Here is a 21,022-nt window from a genome sequence, read left to right on the forward strand (position 1 = left end):
ACTGGAAGCAGGCCCTCGCCCAGCTCGCCGCGGCCTACCCCGACCGGATCAACCCCTACCTGTGACCACCCCGCTTACACAGACAAGTTGACACGCCCCTCGAATGCTGCGATCGCGCGTGAGCTAGGTGTGCATCGCAGCACCGTTGGGCGCGAACTGGCGAGGAACTCCCACGCGGGCTCCTACAACCCGCACGCTGCGCACCATCTGAGCACGCGCCGGCGGGCTCGTCCGCGCTCTCGCAAGCTGGACGATCCCGTGGTGCGCGCGTTCGTGATCGCGCGGCTGAATGAGAAGTTCTCCCCCGAGCAGGTCAGTCACGAACTACGGACCGCGTTCGTGGGCAGGGACGATAAGCAGGTGAGTCACGAAACGATCTACCAGGCCCTGTATGTCCGGGGAAAAGGCGCGTTGCGCCACGAACTGAGCGTGAAAAAGGCTCTGCGCAGCGGGCGTCGCACACGTCGGCCGCAATCGAAACTGCCCACTCGGCGCGGTGCCCGCTCCTGGATCGGGGACGCTCACATCAGTACTCGCCCTCACGAGGTCCAAGACCGCGCCGTGCCTGGCCATTGGGAAGGCGACCTCGTGATCGGCCGGGGCGGAAGATCAGCTCTCATCACGCTCGTTGAGCGCCAGACCCGGTTCGTGATGATTCACCGCTTACCCGGCCAGCACGACAGCACCACGGTCAGTGACGCGCTCGTGACCATGATCGGTGCTCTTCCCATGTCTTTGCGTAAATCGTTGACCTGGGATCGCGGATCGGAGATGCGTCATCACGCCCGCTTCAGCATCGCTACCGATTGCGGCGTGTACTTCTGCGATCCCCACAGTCCGTGGCAGCGAGGAAGCAACGAGAACACCAACGGGCTGATTCGTGATTTCTACCCCAAGGGAACCGACTTTCGTGACATCCCGGACGACGACATCGCCCGCACGGCTCACCTGCTCAACATCAGGCCCCGCAAGACCCTGAACTGGGCCAAACCCGGCATACTCCTCAACGAACTACTAACCGTTGCACCCACCACTTGAAACCGCCCGTCACCAACCGCAACGAACTCAGCCAACCTGAGCGTTGGTCAGGTGGCGGAGCCCTCGGCGTCGAGGTTCAGCGCCTTGAGCACCTCGCGGAGCACGGGCTCCTGGCCGCCCGTGGACTCGACGATGACGCCGGGCTCGTCCTCGCTCAGCTCCTCGAGCGTGTCGAGCTGTGACTGCAGGAGCGACGCCGGCATGTAGTGACCCTTGCGCTCGGCGAGGCGGCGCTCGAGTTCCTCACGCGACACGTCGACGTGGCAGAACGTCACGCCCGGGCGCCCCTCGCGCAGCAGGTCGCGGTAGGTGCGCTTGAGCGCACTGCACGTGATGACGGCGCTCTTGCCCTCGCCCTCGTGCTCGTCGATCCACTCACCGATCTTGCGCAGCCACGGCCAGCGGTCCTCGTCCGTGAGCGGGATGCCGTTGCGCATCTTCTCGACGTTCGCCGCGGGGTGCAGGTCGTCGCCTTCGACGTACGTCCACCCCAGGTGCTCCGCGAGACCCTCGGCCACGGTGGTCTTGCCGGAGCCGGAGATGCCCATGACGATGACGAACTGCGGTGCACTGGGAGAAGTCATACGGCTCACCCTAGACCCGGCGCTCACACGAGCATCCAGGCCATGGCGCAGAACGCGAAGCCCGCGACGGAGATGACGGTCTCCATGAGCGACCACGACTTGAGCGTCTGTACGACCGTGAGCCCGAAGTACTCCTTGACGAGCCAGAAGCCCGCATCGTTGACGTGGCTGAAGAACACCGAGCCGCACCCGATGGCCAGCACGACGAGGGCGAGCTGGTTGGCGTCGAGGCCGGTGAGCATCGGCGCGACGATGCCGGCCGCAGTGATGGTCGCGACCGTCGCCGAACCCGTCGCGAGACGGATACCGACGGCGACGAGCCACGCCATGAGCAGGGGCGAAAGGTTCTTGCCCTCGGCCCATTCCTTGATGACGTTGCCGACACCGGCGTCGACGAGCAGCGTCTTGAAACCACCACCGGCAGCGACGATGAGGATGATGCCGGCGACGGCGGGCAGGCCGTTGCTCATGACGCCGTTGACGGTCGCGAGCGACATCCCGCTGCCCTTACCGAGCGCGAACAGGGCGACGAGCACGGCCAGCATGAGTGCCACCGACGGCGTGCCGAAGAACTTCACGACGGTGAGGAACGTGCCCGAGTCGGGCAGGAAGATCTCCGTGATCGATGCGAGCAGCATGAGCAGACAGCCAGCAGGATGCAGCCGATGGCCGCGCCGAACGAAGGGCGCTTCGTGGCGGGCGAGGCGGCCTTGCCGTCCGCCGACTCCTCGGCCAGGTCGGAGTCCCCGACGGCCGCACCGGTCGAACCTGCGTCGGCAGCGAGTTCGGCGGGAGCGTCCACCGGCACGAGTCGGGCAATGAGACGCGCGAGCAGCGGGCCCGCGATGATGAGCGTCGGGATGGCGAGGAGCACGCCGAACATCAGGGTGCGGCCGGTGTCGGCCTTGACCGCTTCGATGGCAGCCACCGGGCCGGGGTGCGGCGGCACGAGTGCGCGGAGCACCGAGAGGCCTGCGAGCGCCGGGATGCCGACGAGCAGCACGGGCTGCTTGGCGCGGCGCGCGACTGAGAGAACCACCGGGATGAGGAGGACGACACCGATCTCGAAGAACATCGGCAGACCGATGATGGCCGCGACGAGCGCCATCATCCACGGCAGCGCGGCTGCTTTCACGCCGAAGACGAGCTTGTCGACGATGGCGTTGCCGCCGCCGGAGTCCGCGAGCAGCTGGCCGACCATGGCGCCGAGCGCGACGAGCAGACCGACCGAGCCGACAGTCGTGCCGAACCCGGTGGTGAAGCTCTTCACTGCGGCCTCGCCGGGCACCCACGCCACGAGCGCAAGCGCCGCGCTTCCGAGGATGAGCGCGAGGAACGGGTGCAGCTTGGCGGCGGTGATGCCGAGGACGACGACGGCGATGCCCGCGAGCGCCGCGAGCGCGAGTTGCCCGGACGACGCGCTCGAGAGCGGCTCGGCAGCGTCGGCTGCCAGGAAGTGGACCATGAGGTGTCCTTCGAACGGAGGTGGGTGAAACGACGTACCGGTCGCACGCGGGCCGACGTCACCTCACCGTAGGACTCCCCCACGGCGGCCAAGCCCCCGGATCGGCTCCGGTTGAGTCACGATCTTTCACCGGCCCGCTCGCCCCCTCGGCTCCCCGTGAGTGACGCGGCTGCGGCGCGAACGCCTGCCACGTACCGCTCGCGATGCCTGCAGCGATCTCGTTCCGGCGCTTGCGGGCCGCCGTGAACGTCGACGCCCGCTCGACGTGAATCACTCCGCCGTTGCGCGCGACGTAGACCGGCCACGGCCGGCGCAGAAGGACGCGCCTCAGGGCAAGAAGCGGAAGAGTCAGGAGCAGCAGTGCCAGCTCGCCCATGACGAGACTTGCCGCCACGACTAGAGGCACGAGGAGAACAACCAGGACGACCGCCCCTGCATCACCGGAGAGCCCACCGAGACTCCTGGTGGCGCTCTTGCCGAAGAAACCCAGAAGCAGTTCGGCGACGCGCGGTGTGCCCGGCTCCAACGGCAACCAACGGCATCGCACGCGGTACACCTGCCGACGCGTGCCGTCGTCACCCGCGATCGTCACCTTCACGGCTCCAGTGTCCTCCACGCCTGATCGGTTCGCCCGCACAGTGGGCTGTACTGACCTGCTTCCCCACCCGTTCTCGTACCGTTGTCGACATGAACGAGCCTGCTGCGCTTCGCATCACGGCCCTCGGGAACCGAGTCGCGTCGATGGGCCAGAAGGTCGTCGTCGAGGTCGACGCCGACCGCACGCACGTCACGCTGCGCGCTCCGTTCTACCGTCGCTCGATTCCGCTGCGGGACATCGCATCCGCCGAGGCCCACCCCGACGACGGTCGCAACCACGGCGCCCTCAACTGGTTCGTCGTCGGCCGGGAGAACTCATCCGGCGGCGTGCGCCTCAACACCGGCGGGCAGGCTCGCGTCGACATCGTGACGAGCGACGCTCGCCGTTACGGCGTCGTCGTGGACACCATGGAGCGGGCTCGGCAGATCGTCGACGCCCTCCGCGTCACCGGCCACTGACCCGGCCCGGCCCGGCGCACAGCGCTGGGCCGGCGTCGACGCCAGAGGACAAGGACACACCCCTCAGAGCTGCAGCAGCATCCTCGTGTTGCCGAGCGTGTTCGGCTTCACCCGATCGAGGTCGAGGAACTCGGCGACACCCTCGTCGTATGACTGCAGCAACTCCGCGTACACCTCGCGCGTGACGGGCGCGCCCTCGATCTCGACGAAACCGTGGCGACCGAAGAAGGCCGTCTCGAACGTCAGGCAGAACACGCGGCTCACGCCGACGGCGCGGGCGCGGCGCACGAGCTCGTCGAGAATCATCGAGCCGATGCCACGGCCCTTGACCGTCGGCGACACCGCGAGCGTGCGAACCTCCGCCACGTTCTCCCAGATGACGTGCAGGGCGCCGCAGCCGACGATCTCGCCGTCCAGCTCGACGACGACGAACTCCGACAGCGACTCGAAGTACGACACGACGGGCTTGTCGACGATGGCCTTCGACTCGACGTACGGCCCCACGAGCGTCCGAATGCCCCGCACATCGGGCGTGCGGGCGTTGCGCAACTGCGGGGAGGTCATTCCTTCAGCCTACGACGCCGCCGAACGCGGGGTTCGCCGTGATTGGATCGAGAGACTCACGCCCCCGAGTCGGAAAGCGCCAGGCACCCCGTGGAGAACTCACCCCAGCACATCGTCGTCCTCGGCCCCGGCGGTGTCGGTGGCCTCATCGCGGCCCTCGCCTCGCGCGCCGGGCACCGCGTCACGTGCCTCGCGTCCGAGTCGACGGTGGACGTTCTGCGCCGCGACGGCATCACCGTCAGCAGTGCACAGTTCGGCGACTTCACCGCGCCGGTCGAAGCTGACACGGCGCTGCGTGAGCCCGCCGGCCTCGTCTTCGTCACCGTCAAGGCCACGAGCCTCGAGGCGGCGCTCGAACGCCTCGACCCCGACGCCATCGGTGGCGCGCTCATCGTCCCGCTACTCAACGGCGTCGACCACATGACGCTCCTGCGCGAGCGCTACTCCCCCGAGCAGGTGACGGGCGGGGTCATCCGCGTGGAGGCCACGCGCCCGCGGCCGGGCATCGTGGAGCACGCCAGTTCGTTCGCCGACATCGACCTCGCGAGCGCGACCACCGACCGGGCCCGCCTCGACGAAGCCGCCGCCACGCTGAACGCGATCGGACTCGGCGTTCGCGTCCTCGACGACGAGGCGCAGATGCTCTGGGCCAAGCTCTCCTTCCTCGGCCCGTTCGCCCTCTCGACGACGGTGAACCGCGCGCCCATCGGCGTCGTGCGCACCGAGCACGCCGACGAGCTCGACGCCATGATCGACGAAGCCGCCCTCGTGAGCTCCGCCGAGTGCGGCGCCCGCTTCGACGAACGAGCCCGACAGCTGGCGGACGCGCTCGGAGACGCCGCGAAGTCCTCGATGCTGCGTGACGCCGAAGCCGGCCGTCCGACGGAGATCGACGCCATCGGCGGCGCCCTCCTGCGCGCCGGGGAGCGTCACGGCATCGACACCCCCGTCATCCGTGACGTCATGACGCGCCTGCAGCCACAACAGTCCAGCTGAGAGCGCCCCCAGCACACGACGAAGCGGCGGCCCGCCTCCCCGAAGGGAAGCGGGCCGCCGCTTCGTTGTCAGCTCAGCGAGAGCGTCAGGCCGTGGCCGTGCCCTCGCCGCCGCCGGTGTTGCCACCGACCGGGCCGCCGAAGTCCATCGGACCGGACAGGTCGTCTGACGAAGGAACGGCGCCCTTCATGTCGGTGTCGACCTGGTCGGATGCTCGCGTGTGCTCCGAGAGCGCCTTCGGCGTGCCGGAGAACGTGAACTTCGCGTCCTTGCCCTCACCGTCGGCGTCGACGAGCACGAGGTCGCCCTTGGACAGCTCGCCGAAGAGGATCTTCTCCGACAGCTGGTCCTCGATCTCGCGCTGGATCGTGCGACGCAGCGGACGAGCACCGAGAGCCGGGTCGTAGCCGCGCTTGGCGAGCAGGTTCTTGGCGGTCTGCGTGAGCTCGATCGCCATGTCCTGGTCCTTGAGGCGCTCGTCCAGCTTCGCGACCATGAGGTCGACGATCTGCACGATCTCCTCCTGCGACAGCTGCGGGAACACGATCGTGTCGTCCACGCGGTTGAGGAACTCGGGGCGGAAGTGCTGCTTGAGCTCCTCCGAGACCTTCGCCTTCATCCGGTCGTAGTTGCTGCGCTGGTCGTTGCCGGCTGCGAAGCCGAGCGTGACGCCCTTCGCGATGTCGCGGGTACCCAGGTTCGTCGTCATGATGATGACGGTGTTCTTGAAGTCCACGACACGGCCCTGGCTGTCGGTCAGGCGACCGTCCTCCAGGATCTGCAGCAGCGAGTTGAAGATGTCGGCGTGAGCCTTCTCCACCTCGTCGAACAGGACGACCGAGAACGGCTTGCGACGCACCTTCTCCGTCAGCTGGCCGCCCTCTTCGTACCCGACGTAGCCGGGGGGCGAACCGAACAGACGCGAGACGGTGTGCTTCTCCGCGTACTCGGACATGTCGAGCGTGATGAGCGCGTCCTCGTCACCGAAGAGGAACTCGGCGAGCGACTTGGCGAGCTCGGTCTTACCCACACCGGTCGGGCCGGCGAAGATGAACGAACCACCGGGACGACGCGGGTCCTTGAGCCCCGCACGCGTACGACGGATGGCCTGCGACAGCGCCTTGATGGCGTCGTCGTTGCCGATGACGCGCTTGTGCAGCTCGTCCTCCATGCGCAGCAGTCGCGAGGACTCCTCCTCGGTCAGCTTGAACACCGGGATGCCGGTGGACGCGGCGAGAACCTCGGCGACGAGCTCCTCGTCGAGCACGGCCGCGACGTCCTGGTCGCCGGCCTTCCAGGCCTTCTCCTTGGCTTCCTTCTCCTCGACGAGCTTGCGCTCGTCGTCGCGCAGGGAGGCGGCCTTCTCGAAGTCCTGGCCGTCGATGGCCGATTCCTTCTCGCGACGCACGTGCGCGATCTTCTCGTCGAACTCGCGCAGCTCCGGCGGAGCCGTCATGCGACGGATGCGCAGGCGAGCGCCGGCCTCGTCGATGAGGTCGATCGCCTTGTCCGGCAGGTACCGGTCGGTGATGTAGCGGTCGGCCATGTTGACGGCGCCGACGAGCGCGGAGTCGGTGATCGTCACGCGGTGGTGCGCCTCGTAGCGGTCACGCAGACCCTTGAGGATCTCGATCGCGTGCGGGATCGACGGCTCGTTGACCTGGATCGGCTGGAAACGACGCTCGAGCGCCGCGTCCTTCTCGATGTGCTTGCGGTACTCGTCGAGCGTCGTCGCACCGACCGTCTGCAGCTCACCGCGGGCGAGCATCGGCTTGAGGATGGACGCGGCGTCGATCGCACCCTCGGCGGCACCTGCACCGACGAGCGAGTGGATCTCGTCGATGAACAGGATGATGTCGCCGCGCGTGCGGATCTCCTTGAGCACCTTCTTGAGGCGCTCCTCGAAGTCACCGCGGTAGCGGGAACCGGCGACGAGCGAGCCGAGGTCGAGCGAGTAGACGTGCTTGTCCTTGAGCGTCTCGGGCACGTCGCCCGCGACGATCGCGGCGGACAGGCCCTCGACGACGGCCGTCTTACCGACACCGGGCTCACCGATGAGCACCGGGTTGTTCTTCGTACGACGCGACAGCACCTGCATGACGCGCTCGATTTCCTTCTCGCGCCCGATGACCGGGTCGAGCTTGCCCTCGCGGGCGGCCTGCGTCAGGTTGCGACCGAACTGGTCGAGCACCGTCGAACCCGCGGGCGTGCCCTCGGCGGGGCCGGACGACGACGCGCCGACGCCGGCACCGGCCGGCTCACCCTTGCCCTGGTAGCCCGAAAGGAGCTGGATGACGGTGGTGCGCACCGTCGACAGGTCTGCGCCGAGCTTGACGAGGACCTGCGCGGCAACGCCCTCACCCTCGCGGATGAGGCCGAGCAGGATGTGCTCGGTGCCGATGTAGCTGTGGCCGAGCTGCAGCCCCTCACGCAGGGAGAGCTCGAGAACCTTCTTCGCGCGGGGCGTGAAGGGAATGTGGCCGGACTGCGTCTGCTGCCCCTGGCCGATGATCTCCTGAACCTGTTCACGCACGGCGTCCAAGGAGATGCCGAGCGACTCGAGCGCCTTGGCGGCAACGCCTTCGCCTTCGTGGATGAGGCCCAGGAGGATGTGCTCCGTGCCGATGTAGTTGTGGTTGAGCATGCGCGCTTCCTCCTGCGCGAGCACCACCACACGGCGGGCACGGTCGGTAAACCGTTCGAACATGTCATCTCCTCGATGCCGAGATCTCACTCGATGCTAGCCGGGAGCGCCGAGATCGCACGTTTCGCGCGTTCGAGGCTCGCCGGGCTTCGACGTTGCCAACGCCTCGATCCGTCATCCTGTTCCGCATCGACGCCGGAAGTGGCACGCGTTCGCCGTGGGCGGAACCGAGCCCGATGTCCTGCGTGGGTTTGATGCGTGAAACCAACCGGGTCGCGGCTCGCCTCGTCGCTACGCTGGCCGACGTGCAAACCGTCACGCTCCGCCTCCGTGTCTTCGGCCTCGACGTCGATGTCGACGTGCCCGCGGAGCGAGCGGAGTCGATCCGTTCGCAGTGGGCGTGGTGTCTGCCCGATTCGCCTGCCCAGCGCGACATCGCGCCGCTGCCGGGCGCGCCCGAGCTCAACGACGAGCCCCTCACCGTCACGCGCGGCGCCGACGGCGAATCGGACGACCACATCGCCGACTACAACCTCACGACGAGCATCACCCGCGAGGCAATCGGACGCCGCGCAGCCCAGTTCGTCATGCTGCACGCCGGCGGCGTCGCGGAGCCGGAGACCGGCCGAGTCGCAGGGCTCGTCGCCGCATCAGGTACGGGTAAGACGACGGCCACCCGCCACTTCTGCTCCCGCGGCTACGGCTACGTCAGCGACGAGTCGCTCATCATCGGCGAGGCCCGCACGGTCATGCCCTACCCGAAGCCGCTGTCGGTCGTCATCGACCCCAGCGAGCCGTACGAGAAGACACAGCACGACCCTGGCGAGGTGGGGCTCGCGTTCCCTCCGGCCGGGCCGCTGACGCTCGGACCGCTCGTCGTTCTCGTCCGCGAGCGTGGCGAGGAGGCATCGGGCGACGTCGCCCGCCTGGAGCACATTCATCTCTTCGACGGCCTCGCTCAGGTTCTCCCTCAGTCGTCGGCCATGCCGGAGATTCCCGGTTCGCTCGACGTCCTCGCGCGGCTCGCCCAGGGGGGTGGGGGCATCCACGAGATGCACTACCGCGAAATCGCCGAGACCGAGCACCTCCTGCGGAGGGCCCTCGCGCTCGAACCGCTGGAGCCGTTCTGGCGGCACGTGCCCGGCGCGTGGGGTGACACCTCGCCCTACCTTCCGCCGGAGCAGTTTCCCGTCGACCCCGATCGAGTGGCGGAGGGCCTCGAGGTCGAGCGCGCACGTTTCGTCGACGCCCTCGTCGACGACGAGGTCATGGAGGCCATCGTTCTGCTCGGCGCGACGCCGGTGCGGATGTCGGGGCTCGCGACACTCGTGTGGGACGCGAGCGCCGAGCCGCGCGACCTCGAGCAGCTCACGGCGCAGTGCGTCGCGGAGCTCGGCGACCACCCGGACGCCACGGCCCTCGTGCAGGAGACCCTCGTCCAGATGCTCGCCGACGGGGTGTTGCGCCCGGTCGAGTAGGGGAGTCGCGACCGGCGAGCCGCAGCGTCAGACCGCTTCGCCGCGCGCCTTCTTCGCCCGGTCGACGCTGGCCTGCAGAGCCGCGAGAAGATCGACGACCTCGGCGCTCTCCTCCTTCTCGGCCTCGGGCTCGTGGACCTCTCCCCCGGCGAGCTTGGCCTCGACGAGCTGCTTGACGGCCTGCTCGTACTCGTCCTCGTAGGCGCTCGGGTCGAAGTCACCCGAGAGCGATTCGACCAGCATCGCGGCCATCGCCTGCTCGGCGTCGGTGACCTCGCTCTTCTCGGCGAGCACCGCGAAGTCGGGCTCGCGCACCTCGTCGGGCCACAGCAGCGTCTGCAGCACGAGGGTGTCCTCGTGAACGCGCAACACCGCCACGGTCACGCGCGTGCGGATGGCCACCGTCACGACGGCGACGCGACCGCTCTCCCCGAGCGCGCTGCGCAGAAGGGCGTACGGCTTGATCGCGGCCTTGTCGGGTTCGAGGTAGTAGACCTTGTCGAGCACGAGCGGGCTGATCTGCTCGGCCGGCACGAAGCGGTCGACTGCGATCTCCTTGCTCGTCGACAGGGGCAGCTCGGCGAGGTCGGCGTCGGTGAGCACGACCATCTGACCCTCGTCGGTCTCGTAGCCCTTCGCGATGTCGCTGTAGGCCACCTTCTCGCCGTCGAGACTGCACACCCGCTGGTACTTGATGCGCCCGCCGTCCTCGGCGTGGACCTGACGGAACTGAACGTCGTGGTTCTCGGTGGCGGAGTACAACCGCACCGGCACGTTGACGAGGCCGAAGCTGACCGCGCCCTTCCAGATGGCTCGCATGGCGTCCTTTCCTCGCGGGCTGCGTGTGGCCCGCACACCGCGTCTAGCATGAGCCTATGCGCCCCATGCTCGCCTCACCCGCAGCAGCGCCGCCGACGGGGCCGTCGTGGCGCCACGAGGTGAAGTGGGACGGCATCCGCGCCATCGTCACGGTGAGCGGCGGCGAGGTGAGCATCGCCACCCGGTCCGGCGCCGACGCCACGGCTCGCTTCCCCGAGATCACCGGCTCGCACCTCGCCGACTTCGACGACATCGTGCTCGACGGCGAGATCGTCGCCCTCGTCGACGGGGCACCCGACTTCCGCACGGTGATGCACCGGCTCGCTCCCGGGGGAGGCCGCTCGCGAATGTCGGCAACCTCGCCCGAGGACGCCCGCCGCATGGCCCGAACCCCCGTGCGATTCATGGCCTTCGACGTCCTGCGCGCCGCCGGCCACGGCGTCGTCACGATGCCGTGGAGCGCCCGGCGCGCTCTGCTCGAGGGGGCAGGGGTGGCTGACGGGGTCGCCGTCGAGGTACCGGAGGCGTACGAGGACGGCGCGGCCCTTTTCGCCGCGACGCTCGAACAGGGCGTGGAAGGCATCGTGAGCAAGCGCGTCGACGCTCCGTACCGACCCGGCGTGCGCAGCGAGGAGTGGCTCAAGAGCGTCCACCGCCAGGCCGACTCCTTCGTCGTCGGAGGCTGGCGGCCGGTCGCGGGTTCGCTCGCGCAGGTGGGTGCGATCCTCGTCGGCGAGGTGACCGACGACGGCCTGCGCTATCGCGGGCGCGTGGGGACCGGCTTCTCCGCCTCCAGCGGTCGGGCGTTGCTCGAGTGGCTCACGCCGATGCCACAGTGCCCCTTCACCGCCGACGACCTGCCGCCCGAGGACCTCGAGGGCACGCACTGGGTGCGCCCGGAGATCACGGTCGACGTCACCCACCTCGGCCGCAGCGCCGGCGGGCGCCTGCGTCAGCCGTCCTACAAGGGTCTGCGCCTCGACATCGGAGGTGCGCGTGGCTGACGAACCGACGGTCACCGTCGCCGAGGTCGACGGGCGGCGCCTGAAGCTGACGAATCTTGACAAGCTCCTCTACCCCGCCACCGAGACGACGAAGGGCGAGGTGCTCCACTACTACGCGGCTGTCGCACCGCGCCTGTTGCCGCAGATGGCCGGGCGCCCCGTGACGCGCGTCCGCTTCCCCCACGGCGTGGGCGACCTCAACTTCTTCGAGAAGAACGTGCCCGGCGGCGCACCCACGTGGCTGACGGCGCACGACATCGACGGCGTGCGCTACCCCTTCGTCGACTCGACGGCGGCGCTCACCTACTTCGCCAATCTCGCGTCGCTCGAGTTCCACACGCCGCAGTGGCGCTGGGAGAACGGCGAGCGCCGGGCTCCCGATCGCCTCGTGCTCGACCTCGACCCCGGCGCACCCGCGGGCCTCGACGAGTGCGCGCGCGTGGCCCTCGTCATGAAGGACCTGCTCGATTCCCTCGGGTGGGCCTGCGTACCCGTCACCTCGGGCAGCAAGGGGATGCAGGTCTACGCGGCCCTCGACGGGAAACGCTCGAGCGACGAGGCCCGCGAGTTCGCCCGCGTCGTCGCGGAGAAACTCACCGAGCTCGAACCTGATCTCGTGACGGCCAAGATGACCAAATCCCTACGCCCGGGAAAGGTATTCATCGATTGGTCGCAGAACGTGGCGGCGAAGACGACCATCACGCCGTGGTCACTGCGCGGAAGGAACCGGCCCTTCGTTGCGCTGCCGCGCACGTGGGACGAGATCAGCAACGCGGCGGACAGCCCCGGAACTCTGGAACAGATCGATCTCGACGAGGTGCTCGATCACAGAATGCACTCGGAAGATCCGATGAACATCCTGAAAAGAGGATAAAACAAACCAAAAGGTCCGTCATTGGATGAAATGACGAGCCCTTTGGTTTGTTCACCGAGTTCAGTTCAGCCCTTGGCGGCGTCGAACGCCTTGAGAACGTCGGCCGAAACGCGACCACGGTCGCTGACCTTGTAACCGTTCGCACGACCCCACTCGCGAATCTCGTTCAGATCGTTACGAGCTGACGTCGTGCGAGCCTGCTGCTTGCGGCCACCGACACGACGCGCGTGCCCGACCCACTTCGAGAGCGAGTCGCGCAACTGCGCGGCGTTCGCGTCAGAGAGGTCGATCTCGTAGCTGATGCCGTCGAGACCGAATTGAATGGTCTCCGCGGCCTCTGAACCGTCGATGTCGTCCTCAAGCGTCACGTGTACACGCTGCGCCATGTTGTGCACCCCTTCAGGCCATTTCATTGCGCCGAGCACTGCGCTCGGTCACTTCAACAAGGTAAGCCTAACGAGAGGGTCAAGAAAAACGAAAATCTAATTATCACGATCGACCGAGCGATCAATTCGGCTATCCATCGTTCCAGGTGCCGACTTGGGAAGGTGCGCATTCTGCAGAACTGCGTCTGCTTCCTTCGGCGCGACGGTGCCCTTGGCAAGGTCGTGATCACGTTCCCACTGCTGCTGGGCGATGCGCTCGCGGCGGTCGCCCTCCATGATGTGGCGCATGATGACGTAGAAGAGACCGAGGATGCCGATGGACGGCACGAGCGTCTGAATGGCCGGCCACAGGGTGTCCACGACTTCACGTCCTTTCGTCGAATCCGAGCGCGGCGCTCGGAGCCTTCATTCTACGGATGCCCGCTCCGAGGCGGGCGCCCACGTCAGCGATCGCCGCCGATGACCAGCGGGATGTTGTCGATGAGGCGCGTCGTCCCCACCTTCGCGGCCACGGCGAGCAGTGCCTCTCCGCGGAAGTACTCGGGCACCTGTTCGAGCGTCACCGGGTCGACGAGCACGAGATAGTCGACGAGCGCGAGCGGCTCACGCACGAGCACCTCACGGGCCGCACGCCGAACGGCGGCCGGGCCGGAGTTGCGTGCAGCTTCCCCGGCCTTGAGTGCTTTGGACAGGCACAGGGCCACCTCGCGGTCGTGCTCACTGAGGTAGACGTTGCGGCTGGAGAGGGCGAGGCCGTCGTGCTCGCGCACCGTCGGGACGCCGACGATCTCGACGGGCATGTCGAGGTCGCGCGCCATGCGCTTGATGAGCAGGAGCTGCTGCGCGTCCTTCTGCCCGTAGTAGGCGCGGGTCGGGCCGACGATGTTGAGCAACTTGTTGACGACGGTGAGCATGCCGTCGAAGTGACCGGGGCGCGATGCGCCCTCAAGAACGGTGCCGAGCGGGCCGGCGGAGATGCGGACGCCGGGCTCGCCGTCGGGGTAGACGACGTCGGGGCTGGGGGCGAACACGAGGTCAGCGCCCTCTCGCTCGCAGATCTCGAGGTCGCTCGTGAGCGTGCGCGGGTAACGAGACAGGTCCTCACCAGCGGCGAACTGCAGCGGGTTGAGGAAGATCGTCACGATGACGTTGTCGTTGGCGGCGCGTGCTTCACGGATGAGGGTGGCGTGGCCCTCGTGGAGGGCGCCCATCGTCATGACGACGGCGACGCTGCCGTCGAGCTTCGCTCGGGCGTCGGCGAACTCGGCTCGGGTGTGGGCGACGACGGGTGCGCTCATCGGGGTTCTCCAGGTGCTGGCGGTTCGGTGGTGTCGGAGGGGCCCGCGACACCGGGCGGGTCGAGGACGCCGAGGACGGCGTCGATCTGGATCGGGGTGAGCGCCCCGCGCGATCCCGCACGGCGGGCCGTGGCGAGCGCGAGGGCGCGGTAGGTGGGCGGGATGTCGCCGGCGACACCGTCGGCTGCGAGGGCGTCGAGCATCGCGAGGTGACGCGTCAGCGTGCCCGCATCGCCACGGCCGACGGGGCCGGTGAGGGCCTTGTCGCCACGCTCGAGGGCGTTGTCGAGGGCGGCTTCGAGTAGCGGCCGCAGGAGGCGTCCGGGGTCGTCGACGTCGATGCGGCGCAACAGTTCGGCGGCCTGCGCGACGAGGGTGACGAGGTGGTTCGAGCCGTGTGCGAGCGCTGCGTGGTACTGCGTGCGGTCGGCCTCGTCCAGGGTGAACGGCTCCCCGCCGATGTCGAGGACGAGGGCGTCCGCGACCATGCGGTGGTCGGGCATCGCCGTGACGGCGAAGGGGCATCCGGAGAGGCGCGGCAGGTCGGCGTCGGTGCCGCTGAACGTCATCGCCGGGTGGATGGCGAGGGGCACGCCGCCCGCCTCGACGACCGGGGAGAGCACGGCCAGGCCCTGCGCACCGCTCGTGTGAACGACGATGCGGGCGCCGAGAGCGCCCGGGAAGTCGAGTCCCGCGACGAGCGGCGCCAGTTCGTCGTCGGGGACGGAGAGCAGGAGCAGGTCGGCACGCTGGGCGACCTCCTGTGGCTGGAGGAGCGGCACCGCGGGCAGCAGCGCCTCGGCGCGCTCACGGCTCGCGTCGCTGACGCCGGACGCCGCGACGACCTCGTGCCCGGCCTTGCGCAAAGCGGCAGCGAGGACGGCACCGACGCGTCCGGCACCGATGACGCCGACGCGAAGGCTCGGCGGCCCCATTTCACTCACTCGCCCCACGCTACCTGCGATCCGCATCCCCGATGTTGACCGGGCGCCGCGGCACCGGCGCCTCGTTACGCAGGCAACATCACAACGCGTCGACGAGGCGGGCGGCGTCCGTGCGGTTCTGCACCCTGACGATCGGGAGGCCGGGGCGCGCTCTCGCCATCTCCTGGACGAGGCTGCGGTTGCGGTCGTACGTCGCCCAGGCCCACCGGACGATGTGCTCGGGGTCGGTGAAAACCTCATGCAGGGGGGCTTCGACGTTGCCGTTCCACAGCTCCTCGCGGTGCCGACGCCGTCGCACCGTGCGCGCGACGACCTGTCGCATGACGACGTGGCGCGGCAGGTCGAGCCAGACGACGAGGTCGGCGCGCTGCGCGAGGAGCGGGCGTACCTGGCTGTACTGCCATTCGGTGACCCAGGCCGCGCCTGCGCTGAAGCGCTCGACGTCGTCGAGGAAGGTGGCGCGCGGGGTCCAGTTCGGGCCGTGGAAGAGAGCGTCGATCTCGACGTGTTCGATGCCGAGCGCGTCGCCGATGCGGGCGGCGAGGGTTGTCTTCCCGGAGCCGGAGGTGCCCGCGACGAGAACGCAGCGGGCCGGTTCGCGCGATGTGCGGCTCACAAACTCGTCGACATCGATGATCGGCACCCGCCCATTCTCCCGATGATGAGCGGGCGCCGCGGCACGGGTGCCGCGTTCTTGAGGAAACATCGCGACAATGGGAGCGTGAGCACCCACCCCCGGCCTTGGTTCGACGCCTGGCACGATGCGCTCTACGGCGAAGCCGGTTTCTATCGACGCGACGAGGGGCCGGCGGGCCACTTCGCCACCTCGGCGCAGGGCATTCCCGGCGTCGCCGATGTGCTGGCTCAGGCGGTGCTCGCCTACGCCGAGCGCTGCGACGCCGAGGTCGTCGTGGACTTCGCATGCGGGCGCGGTGAACTCCTCGAGGCTCTCGCACGGTTCGCTGACCCGTCGCTCGAGCTCGTCGGCGTCGATGTCGTCGCTCGGCCGGACGCCATGAGCGACCGCATCGCGTGGGTGCAGTCACCGGGTGCGGCCGCCGCTCCCGACTTCGATTTCCTCGACGGACGCCGCGCGCTCGTCGTCGCTCACGAGTGGCTCGACGTCGTGCCGTGCACGGTCGCCGAAGCGGACGACGACGGCGTCCTGCGCAGCGTTCTCGTCGCACACGACGGCACCGAGTCAGTCGGCGAGCCGCTCACCGAGCCCGAGCTCGACTGGGTCCGACGCTGGTGGCGGCCGCAGCACGATACTTCGGACGCCACGTCGTCTCCCGGCCCCGACGCTGCCGAGACCCACCTCCCCGGCGAGCGCGTCGAGGTCGGCCTCACCCGTGACCGCGCGTGGTCGAACCTGATCGAGAACGTGTCACGCCACGCCACGCCGGGCAGCGTTCTCGTCGGTGTGGACTACGGCCACACGAGCGCGACGCGGCCACCGCTCGGCACACTCACCGGGTTCCGCGAAGGCGCCGAGTGCACTCCGATCCCGGACGGTTCGTGCGACGTCACGGCCCACGTGGCCGTCGATTCCCTCGACGCCGATCACGTGACGACGCAGCGCGCCGTCATGCTCGATCTGTTCGGCGAGGAGCCCCTCGAGCCGGTGTTGCTCGACCTGGCGCACACCGCCCCCCCGGCCTACCTGCAACGGCTAGCGGTACGTTCGGCGCTGGCGGCCGCCGTCAGCCCCGACGGTTTGGGCGCGTTCTTCTGGTGGGTGCGCGAGATCCGCTGACCTTCGGCAGGCTTCAGTCTGTTTCGGCCGCCGCAGCCTTGCGCGCACGGTAGGCCGCGACGTTGGCCCTGTTGCCGCAGCCGCGATCGCAGTATCGGCGTGAGCGGTTCTTCGACAGATCGACGAGCACTCCCCCGCAGTCGCCGGCGCACATCTTGAGTCGTTCGAGTTCGTCGGCGCGGATGACGTCGATGAACGCCATGACCGATTCCACCGCGATGCGGCTCGCGAGCGGCGCGTCGGACGGCGTCGCGTGGAGGTGATAATCCCACCCGTCGTGGCGCACGAGCTGCGGCAGGGCCTCGTTCTGGAGGAGCACGTCGTTGACGAACGTGACGAGGTCGTCACGTGACATCGACCACGCTTCGAGGAAGCGGGGACGCAGCGCACGCACCTCGTCGAGCTCCGCTCGGGTGTGCGTGTGAGCACCCGTGTAGGCCCAGCTGCGCACGAATTCGTCGAGATCCCCGATGTTTTCGAGCGAGTCCTCCGGAGTCAACGTGTTGACGAGGGCCGCCGCGGAGAGCAGCGAATCCTCCGTGTCATGACCAAACGCCATTTTGACTCCTGACCTCGTGACGACTTAATGTAACCACTCAACGTACTTTTTACCACTTACACGAGAGTTGGAGGTGTTCCCATGGCTCCCACCCAGGTCGCGCACGACATCCACCCCGTTCCCGTTCCGACCCGCAAGCGGTTCGGCCGACGCGAAGGTGCGATGTCACATACGACCATGGGACTCATCGTCGCCATTGTCTCGTGTGCGGCGTTCGGAACGTCGGGTTCCTTCGCCAAGGCGCTGCTCGGTTCCGGCTGGACGCCGGTGACGGCAGTCGCCGCCCGCATCACCATCGCAGCGTTCGTGCTCGCCGTTCCGACGGCGCTCGCCCTGCGCGGTCGTTGGCACACGGTGGCGGAGAACTGGAAGCCGATCGTCCTCTACGGCATCTTCGGCGTCGCGGGCTGCCAGCTCTTCTACTTCAACGCCGTGACCCACGTCAGCGTCGGCGTGGCGCTGCTCATCGAGTACCTCGCGCCGGTGCTGCTCGTCGGTTGGGCGTGGGCCCGCTACGGCCGCACCCCGCGTCGCCTCACCGTGGCAGGAATGCTCGCCGCGATCGTCGGATTGCTCTTCGTTCTCGACGTGTTCAGCGGCCTCACGGTCGACCTCGTCGGCGTCGCGTGGGCCTTCGGCGCGGCGCTGTGCCTCGTCGTGTACTTCATCATCGCCAGTGACGACCAGTCGAGCCTCCCCTCGATCGCGCTCGCCGGTGGCGGCATGGTCGTCGGCGCCCTCATCCTGCTCGCAATATGCGCCGTGCAGGCACTGCCTACCGCGGTGAGCACGCAGGACGTCGCCTTCGCCGGCAGCCATGTGCCGTTCTGGGTTCCGGTGCTCGGCCTCGCCGTCATCGCGGCGGCGCTCGCCTACGCGACCGGCATCTACGCCGCGCGCGTGCTCGGTTCCACGGTCGCGTCGTTCATCTCGCTGCTCGAGGTGCTGTTCGCCGTCGCGTTCGCGTGGATGATCGTCGGCGAGGTGCCGACGCTCGTGCAGGCCGTCGGCGGACTGTTCATCGTCGGCGGCGTGGTGCTCGTGCGCGTCGACGAGTCGCGTCACGCCGAGGCCTTCGGACCGGTCGTCGCCGCCGAGCACGACGAAGAGGTGACGCGCTGGCTCGTCGAAGCCCAGGCGCCCGTCGTCGATGACGAGCACGCCGGCGGCGCCACCGCTCTGCGCGAGGCCGCCCGCTCCTGATCGGCTCGAAGGTGCGCACCGTGCGACGAGCACGGTGCGCACCTTCGTCGCTACGGGGCGAGACATGAGGACACAAGGGACAGGACGCCCCGCGCGCACCTCAACGCCCGGGGTGTGGGACTCCCCGTGCGAGGGCGGCGTCAGCGCACCTGGTTCCCCTGCGCCGCCGACGCACCGCCCGCCTCGGCGATCGCCCGCCGTCCGGCGCGTGGCGCGCCCGACGACTGCCGTCCCGCTTTGGCAGACTTGACCGCATGTCTACGAGCGCGCGCGAACTGACGGTCGGCATGGGAGCCGGGGGTCTCGCGACGTCGGACATGGTGCTCAACATCGGCCCGCAGCACCCGGCCACGCACGGCGTCCTGCGCCTGCGCATCACCCTCGACGGCGAGCGCATCACGAAGTGCGAACCGATCGTCGGGTACATGCACCGCGGTGCGGAGAAGCTGTTCGAGGTGCGCGACTACCGGCAGATCCTCGTGCTGGCGAACCGTCACGACTGGCTTTCGGCGTTCAGCAGCGAGATCGGCGTGTGCCTCGCGGTCGAGCGGGCACTCGGCATGGAGGTGCCCGAGCGCGCGACGTGGACGCGCACGTTGCTCTCCGAACTGAACCGGGTGCTCAACCACCTCATGTTCCTCGGCTCGTACCCGTTGGAGCTCGGCGCTATCACGCCGATGTTCTACGTGTTCCGCGAGCGCGAGGAACTGCAGGCCGTCATGGAGGAGATCGCCGGCGGCCGCCTGCACTACATGTTCAACCGCATCGGCGGGCTGCGCGACGACATCCCCGCAGGTTGGCTCGACCGTGCCGCCGAGGCCGTCGCGACGGTGCGCCGTCGCATGCCGGAGATCGAGAGCTTCATCGTCGGCAACCCGATCCTCAACGCCCGGACGAAGGGCGTCGGCGTCATCACGCCGGCGATGGTGGAGCAGTACGGCATCTCGGGGCCGATCGCGCGCGCCGCGGGTGTCGACGTCGACCTGCGCCGCGACGACCCCTACCTCGCCTACGGCGAGTTGTTCTCCCCGGGCGGCCCGGGCCGCGTCATCACGCGCCCGGAGGGCGATTCCTTGGCGCGACTCGAGGTGCTGCTCGACCAGACGCACGTCTCGCTCGACCTCGCGGATGCGTGCATCGAGAAGCTGCGGTCGCTGCCACAGGGCCCGGTGAACGTGAAGCTGCCGAAGGTGCTCAAGGTGCCCGAGGGTTCGGGCTACGCGGCGACGGAGAACCCGCTCGGTTTCAACGGGTACTACCTCGTGTCGCGCGGCGAGAAGACGCCATGGCGTCTGAAGCTGCGGTCGGCCTCGTTCAACAACATGAGTTGCTTGGGCGAGGTGATGGAGGGCGAGCTCCTCGCGGACATGGTGGCGATTTTGGGGTCGATGTTCTTTGTGGTTGGGGATATCGACAAGTAGGAACAGCCCTTGCGGTTGGTAGGGCCCGGAGCTTGCGGAGGGTTCTGCCAGCCGCGAGGTGTTTCTCCTTGGAGCAAGGGACATCGACAAGTAGGAACAGCCCTTGCGGTTGGTAGGGCCCGGAGCTTGCGGAGGGTTCTGCCAGCCGCGGGGTGTTTCTCCTTGGAGCAAGGGACATCGACAAGTAGGAACTGCCCTTGCGACTGGTAGGACCCAGAGCCTGCGGAGGATTCTGCCCACGGCAGGGTGCATCCTCTGGATCGAGGCGTATCGGCCGAACCCTCGTCGCTTACGTCGGCGTAACCTCATTGCCCGTTTTGACTGTGAAGCGGGTCACAACGCTCTACTCTCAACGGTAGGCCCGCAACCCTTCACCGGGCTATACGTCCCTGATAAACGCCTGAGGAGTCCTCCCATGAGCAAGCCCTCCCCCCGTCACGCAGCGCCTGTTGCCGCCCGTCGTGGCCTCGCCGGTGCCGGTGCACTGAGCCTCGCCCTCGCCGGCGGCGCCTTCGCGCTCGCCAGTTCGCAGGGTGCGTCCGCGGCAACGAAGACCGTCAACTACTCCTGCTCCGTCACCGACCTCGGCATCACGTTCCAGCAGCCGTGGACCGTGTCGATGACGACCGACCTGCCCGCGAGCGTCGAGCCCGGCGCCACGGTTCCGGCACCTTCGATCACGGCCAACGTGACGACGGGTGACGACGCAACAGCCAAGATGCGTTCGCTCAACATCAAGACGGTCGAGGGCACCTCGGAGGCCAACTACTCGGTCGGCGACACCGACGGCACCGCGAAGCTCACGGTCACGAACACGCCGGTTCCGGCGTCGGGCTGTCCCGCGTCAAGTAGTTGGCAGGATTTCCTTGGTTTTGAATGTCGGGGTGGTGGGGTCGGCCAGGCCCAGGTGCACCTCCTTGGGCCGGTTCCATG

23 protein-coding genes are annotated in these 21,022 nt (G+C 68.4%); 10 read left to right on the forward strand and 13 right to left on the reverse strand.

Annotation, left to right across the window (positions count from 1 at the left end; translation table 11 throughout):
* Positions 1 to 87: 87 nt before the first annotated feature.
* Positions 88 to 1,038, forward strand: a complete 951-nt coding sequence (locus D1832_RS14405) for an IS30 family transposase (protein ID WP_118915058.1) — start codon at positions 88 to 90, stop codon at positions 1,036 to 1,038.
* A 47-nt stretch (positions 1,039 to 1,085) separates the two neighbouring features.
* Here the strand turns inward: D1832_RS14405 and D1832_RS14410 are convergent, their stop codons facing one another.
* Genes D1832_RS14410 through D1832_RS14420 form a run of 4 tightly spaced genes read right to left on the reverse strand, consistent with a single transcriptional unit; the run spans position 1,086 to position 3,685 of the window.
* Positions 1,086 to 1,622, reverse strand: coding sequence for a gluconokinase (locus D1832_RS14410; RefSeq protein WP_118915059.1), 537 nt, complete (start codon positions 1,620 to 1,622; stop codon positions 1,086 to 1,088).
* Between the two features lie 23 nt (positions 1,623 to 1,645).
* Positions 1,646 to 2,260, reverse strand: a complete 615-nt coding sequence (locus D1832_RS16050) for a GntT/GntP/DsdX family permease (RefSeq protein WP_274541978.1) — start codon at positions 2,258 to 2,260, stop codon at positions 1,646 to 1,648.
* Complete coding sequence (locus D1832_RS16055; protein WP_274541979.1) at positions 2,197 to 3,087, reverse strand: GntP family permease; 891 nt, start codon at positions 3,085 to 3,087, stop codon at positions 2,197 to 2,199. The genes D1832_RS16050 and D1832_RS16055 overlap by 64 nt, the downstream gene beginning before the upstream one ends.
* A gap of 58 nt (positions 3,088 to 3,145) precedes the next feature.
* Positions 3,146 to 3,685 carry a hypothetical protein gene (locus D1832_RS14420; protein WP_118915061.1) on the reverse strand — a complete coding sequence of 180 codons (540 nt, stop codon included), beginning with the start codon at positions 3,683 to 3,685 and terminating at the stop codon, positions 3,146 to 3,148.
* Positions 3,686 to 3,774: 89 nt separating this feature from the next.
* Here D1832_RS14420 and D1832_RS14425 point away from each other — a divergent pair, with 89 nt between their 5' ends.
* Positions 3,775 to 4,143: a hypothetical protein gene (locus D1832_RS14425; protein ID WP_118915063.1), complete on the forward strand. Its 369-nt coding sequence runs from the start codon at positions 3,775 to 3,777 to the stop codon at positions 4,141 to 4,143.
* Between the two features lie 63 nt (positions 4,144 to 4,206).
* On the opposite strand, the gene D1832_RS14430 is transcribed toward D1832_RS14425, so the two are convergent.
* Positions 4,207 to 4,707, reverse strand: a complete 501-nt coding sequence (locus tag D1832_RS14430) for an amino-acid N-acetyltransferase (protein ID WP_118915065.1) — start codon at positions 4,705 to 4,707, stop codon at positions 4,207 to 4,209.
* A gap of 90 nt (positions 4,708 to 4,797) precedes the next feature.
* Between D1832_RS14430 and D1832_RS14435 the strand changes: the two genes are divergently transcribed.
* Positions 4,798 to 5,703, forward strand: a complete 906-nt coding sequence (locus D1832_RS14435; RefSeq protein ID WP_118915066.1) for a ketopantoate reductase family protein — start codon at positions 4,798 to 4,800, stop codon at positions 5,701 to 5,703.
* A gap of 85 nt (positions 5,704 to 5,788) precedes the next feature.
* On the opposite strand, the gene D1832_RS14440 is transcribed toward D1832_RS14435, so the two are convergent.
* On the reverse strand, positions 5,789 to 8,410 hold the full coding sequence (locus D1832_RS14440) for an ATP-dependent Clp protease ATP-binding subunit (protein WP_047312456.1): 2,622 nt from the start codon (positions 8,408 to 8,410) through the stop codon (positions 5,789 to 5,791).
* A gap of 242 nt (positions 8,411 to 8,652) precedes the next feature.
* On the opposite strand from D1832_RS14440, the gene D1832_RS14445 reads away from it, so the two are divergent.
* The gene (locus D1832_RS14445) at positions 8,653 to 9,825 is read left to right on the forward strand and encodes a hypothetical protein (protein ID WP_147362735.1); all 1,173 of its coding nucleotides are present in this window, start codon (positions 8,653 to 8,655) and stop codon (positions 9,823 to 9,825) included.
* Positions 9,826 to 9,852: 27 nt separating this feature from the next.
* Here the strand turns inward: D1832_RS14445 and ku are convergent, their stop codons facing one another.
* Positions 9,853 to 10,644 (reverse strand): non-homologous end joining protein Ku, encoded by a 792-nt coding sequence (gene ku / locus D1832_RS14450; protein WP_118915069.1) that lies wholly within the window; start codon positions 10,642 to 10,644, stop codon positions 9,853 to 9,855.
* 56 nt (positions 10,645 to 10,700) lie between these two features.
* On the opposite strand from ku, the gene ligD (D1832_RS14455) reads away from it, so the two are divergent.
* Together ligD (D1832_RS14455) and ligD (D1832_RS14460) are read left to right on the forward strand one after the other, a co-directional pair.
* A complete protein-coding gene (ligD, locus tag D1832_RS14455) occupies positions 10,701 to 11,648 on the forward strand; it encodes a non-homologous end-joining DNA ligase (protein ID WP_118915071.1) in 948 nt (315 codons plus the stop codon).
* Positions 11,641 to 12,522, forward strand: a complete 882-nt coding sequence (gene ligD / locus D1832_RS14460; protein ID WP_047312619.1) for a non-homologous end-joining DNA ligase — start codon at positions 11,641 to 11,643, stop codon at positions 12,520 to 12,522. The genes ligD (D1832_RS14455) and ligD (D1832_RS14460) overlap by 8 nt, the downstream gene beginning before the upstream one ends.
* 65 nt (positions 12,523 to 12,587) lie before the next feature.
* On the opposite strand, the gene D1832_RS14465 is transcribed toward ligD (D1832_RS14460), so the two are convergent.
* The 5 genes from D1832_RS14465 to D1832_RS14485 all read right to left on the reverse strand — a co-directional run bounded on the left by D1832_RS14465 (position 12,588) and on the right by D1832_RS14485 (position 15,793).
* A complete protein-coding gene (locus tag D1832_RS14465; protein WP_118915079.1) occupies positions 12,588 to 12,908 on the reverse strand; it encodes a histone-like nucleoid-structuring protein Lsr2 in 321 nt (106 codons plus the stop codon).
* Between the two features lie 96 nt (positions 12,909 to 13,004).
* A complete protein-coding gene (locus D1832_RS14470) occupies positions 13,005 to 13,268 on the reverse strand; it encodes a hypothetical protein (RefSeq protein WP_047312459.1) in 264 nt (87 codons plus the stop codon).
* A gap of 83 nt (positions 13,269 to 13,351) precedes the next feature.
* Positions 13,352 to 14,206: a pantoate--beta-alanine ligase gene (panC, locus tag D1832_RS14475; RefSeq protein ID WP_047312460.1), complete on the reverse strand. Its 855-nt coding sequence runs from the start codon at positions 14,204 to 14,206 to the stop codon at positions 13,352 to 13,354.
* Positions 14,203 to 15,141, reverse strand: a complete 939-nt coding sequence (locus D1832_RS14480; protein ID WP_118915072.1) for a Rossmann-like and DUF2520 domain-containing protein — start codon at positions 15,139 to 15,141, stop codon at positions 14,203 to 14,205. Before D1832_RS14480 ends, panC begins: the two co-directional genes overlap by 4 nt.
* An 88-nt stretch (positions 15,142 to 15,229) precedes the next feature.
* A complete protein-coding gene (locus D1832_RS14485) occupies positions 15,230 to 15,793 on the reverse strand; it encodes a P-loop NTPase family protein (protein ID WP_338067330.1) in 564 nt (187 codons plus the stop codon).
* A gap of 78 nt (positions 15,794 to 15,871) precedes the next feature.
* Between D1832_RS14485 and D1832_RS14490 the strand changes: the two genes are divergently transcribed.
* On the forward strand, positions 15,872 to 16,906 hold the full coding sequence (locus D1832_RS14490) for an SAM-dependent methyltransferase (protein WP_241511032.1): 1,035 nt from the start codon (positions 15,872 to 15,874) through the stop codon (positions 16,904 to 16,906).
* Positions 16,907 to 16,919: 13 nt separating this feature from the next.
* On the opposite strand, the gene D1832_RS14495 is transcribed toward D1832_RS14490, so the two are convergent.
* A complete protein-coding gene (locus tag D1832_RS14495) occupies positions 16,920 to 17,465 on the reverse strand; it encodes a CGNR zinc finger domain-containing protein (protein ID WP_118915074.1) in 546 nt (181 codons plus the stop codon).
* Between the two features lie 81 nt (positions 17,466 to 17,546).
* Between D1832_RS14495 and D1832_RS14500 the strand changes: the two genes are divergently transcribed.
* The 3 genes from D1832_RS14500 to D1832_RS15455 form a co-directional block, all read left to right on the forward strand.
* Complete coding sequence (locus D1832_RS14500) at positions 17,547 to 18,668, forward strand: EamA family transporter (RefSeq protein WP_118915076.1); 1,122 nt, start codon at positions 17,547 to 17,549, stop codon at positions 18,666 to 18,668.
* A 254-nt stretch (positions 18,669 to 18,922) separates the two neighbouring features.
* Positions 18,923 to 20,089 carry an NADH-quinone oxidoreductase subunit D gene (locus D1832_RS14505; protein ID WP_118915078.1) on the forward strand — a complete coding sequence of 389 codons (1,167 nt, stop codon included), beginning with the start codon at positions 18,923 to 18,925 and terminating at the stop codon, positions 20,087 to 20,089.
* Between the two features lie 415 nt (positions 20,090 to 20,504).
* Positions 20,505 to 21,022, forward strand: a 518-nt coding sequence (locus tag D1832_RS15455; protein WP_206609416.1) for a DUF6801 domain-containing protein, incomplete at its 3' end; no start/stop codon positions are given.

The organism is Dermacoccus abyssi (genome assembly GCF_003515945.1).
Classification (GTDB): Bacteria; Actinomycetota; Actinomycetes; order Actinomycetales; family Dermatophilaceae; genus Dermacoccus; species Dermacoccus abyssi.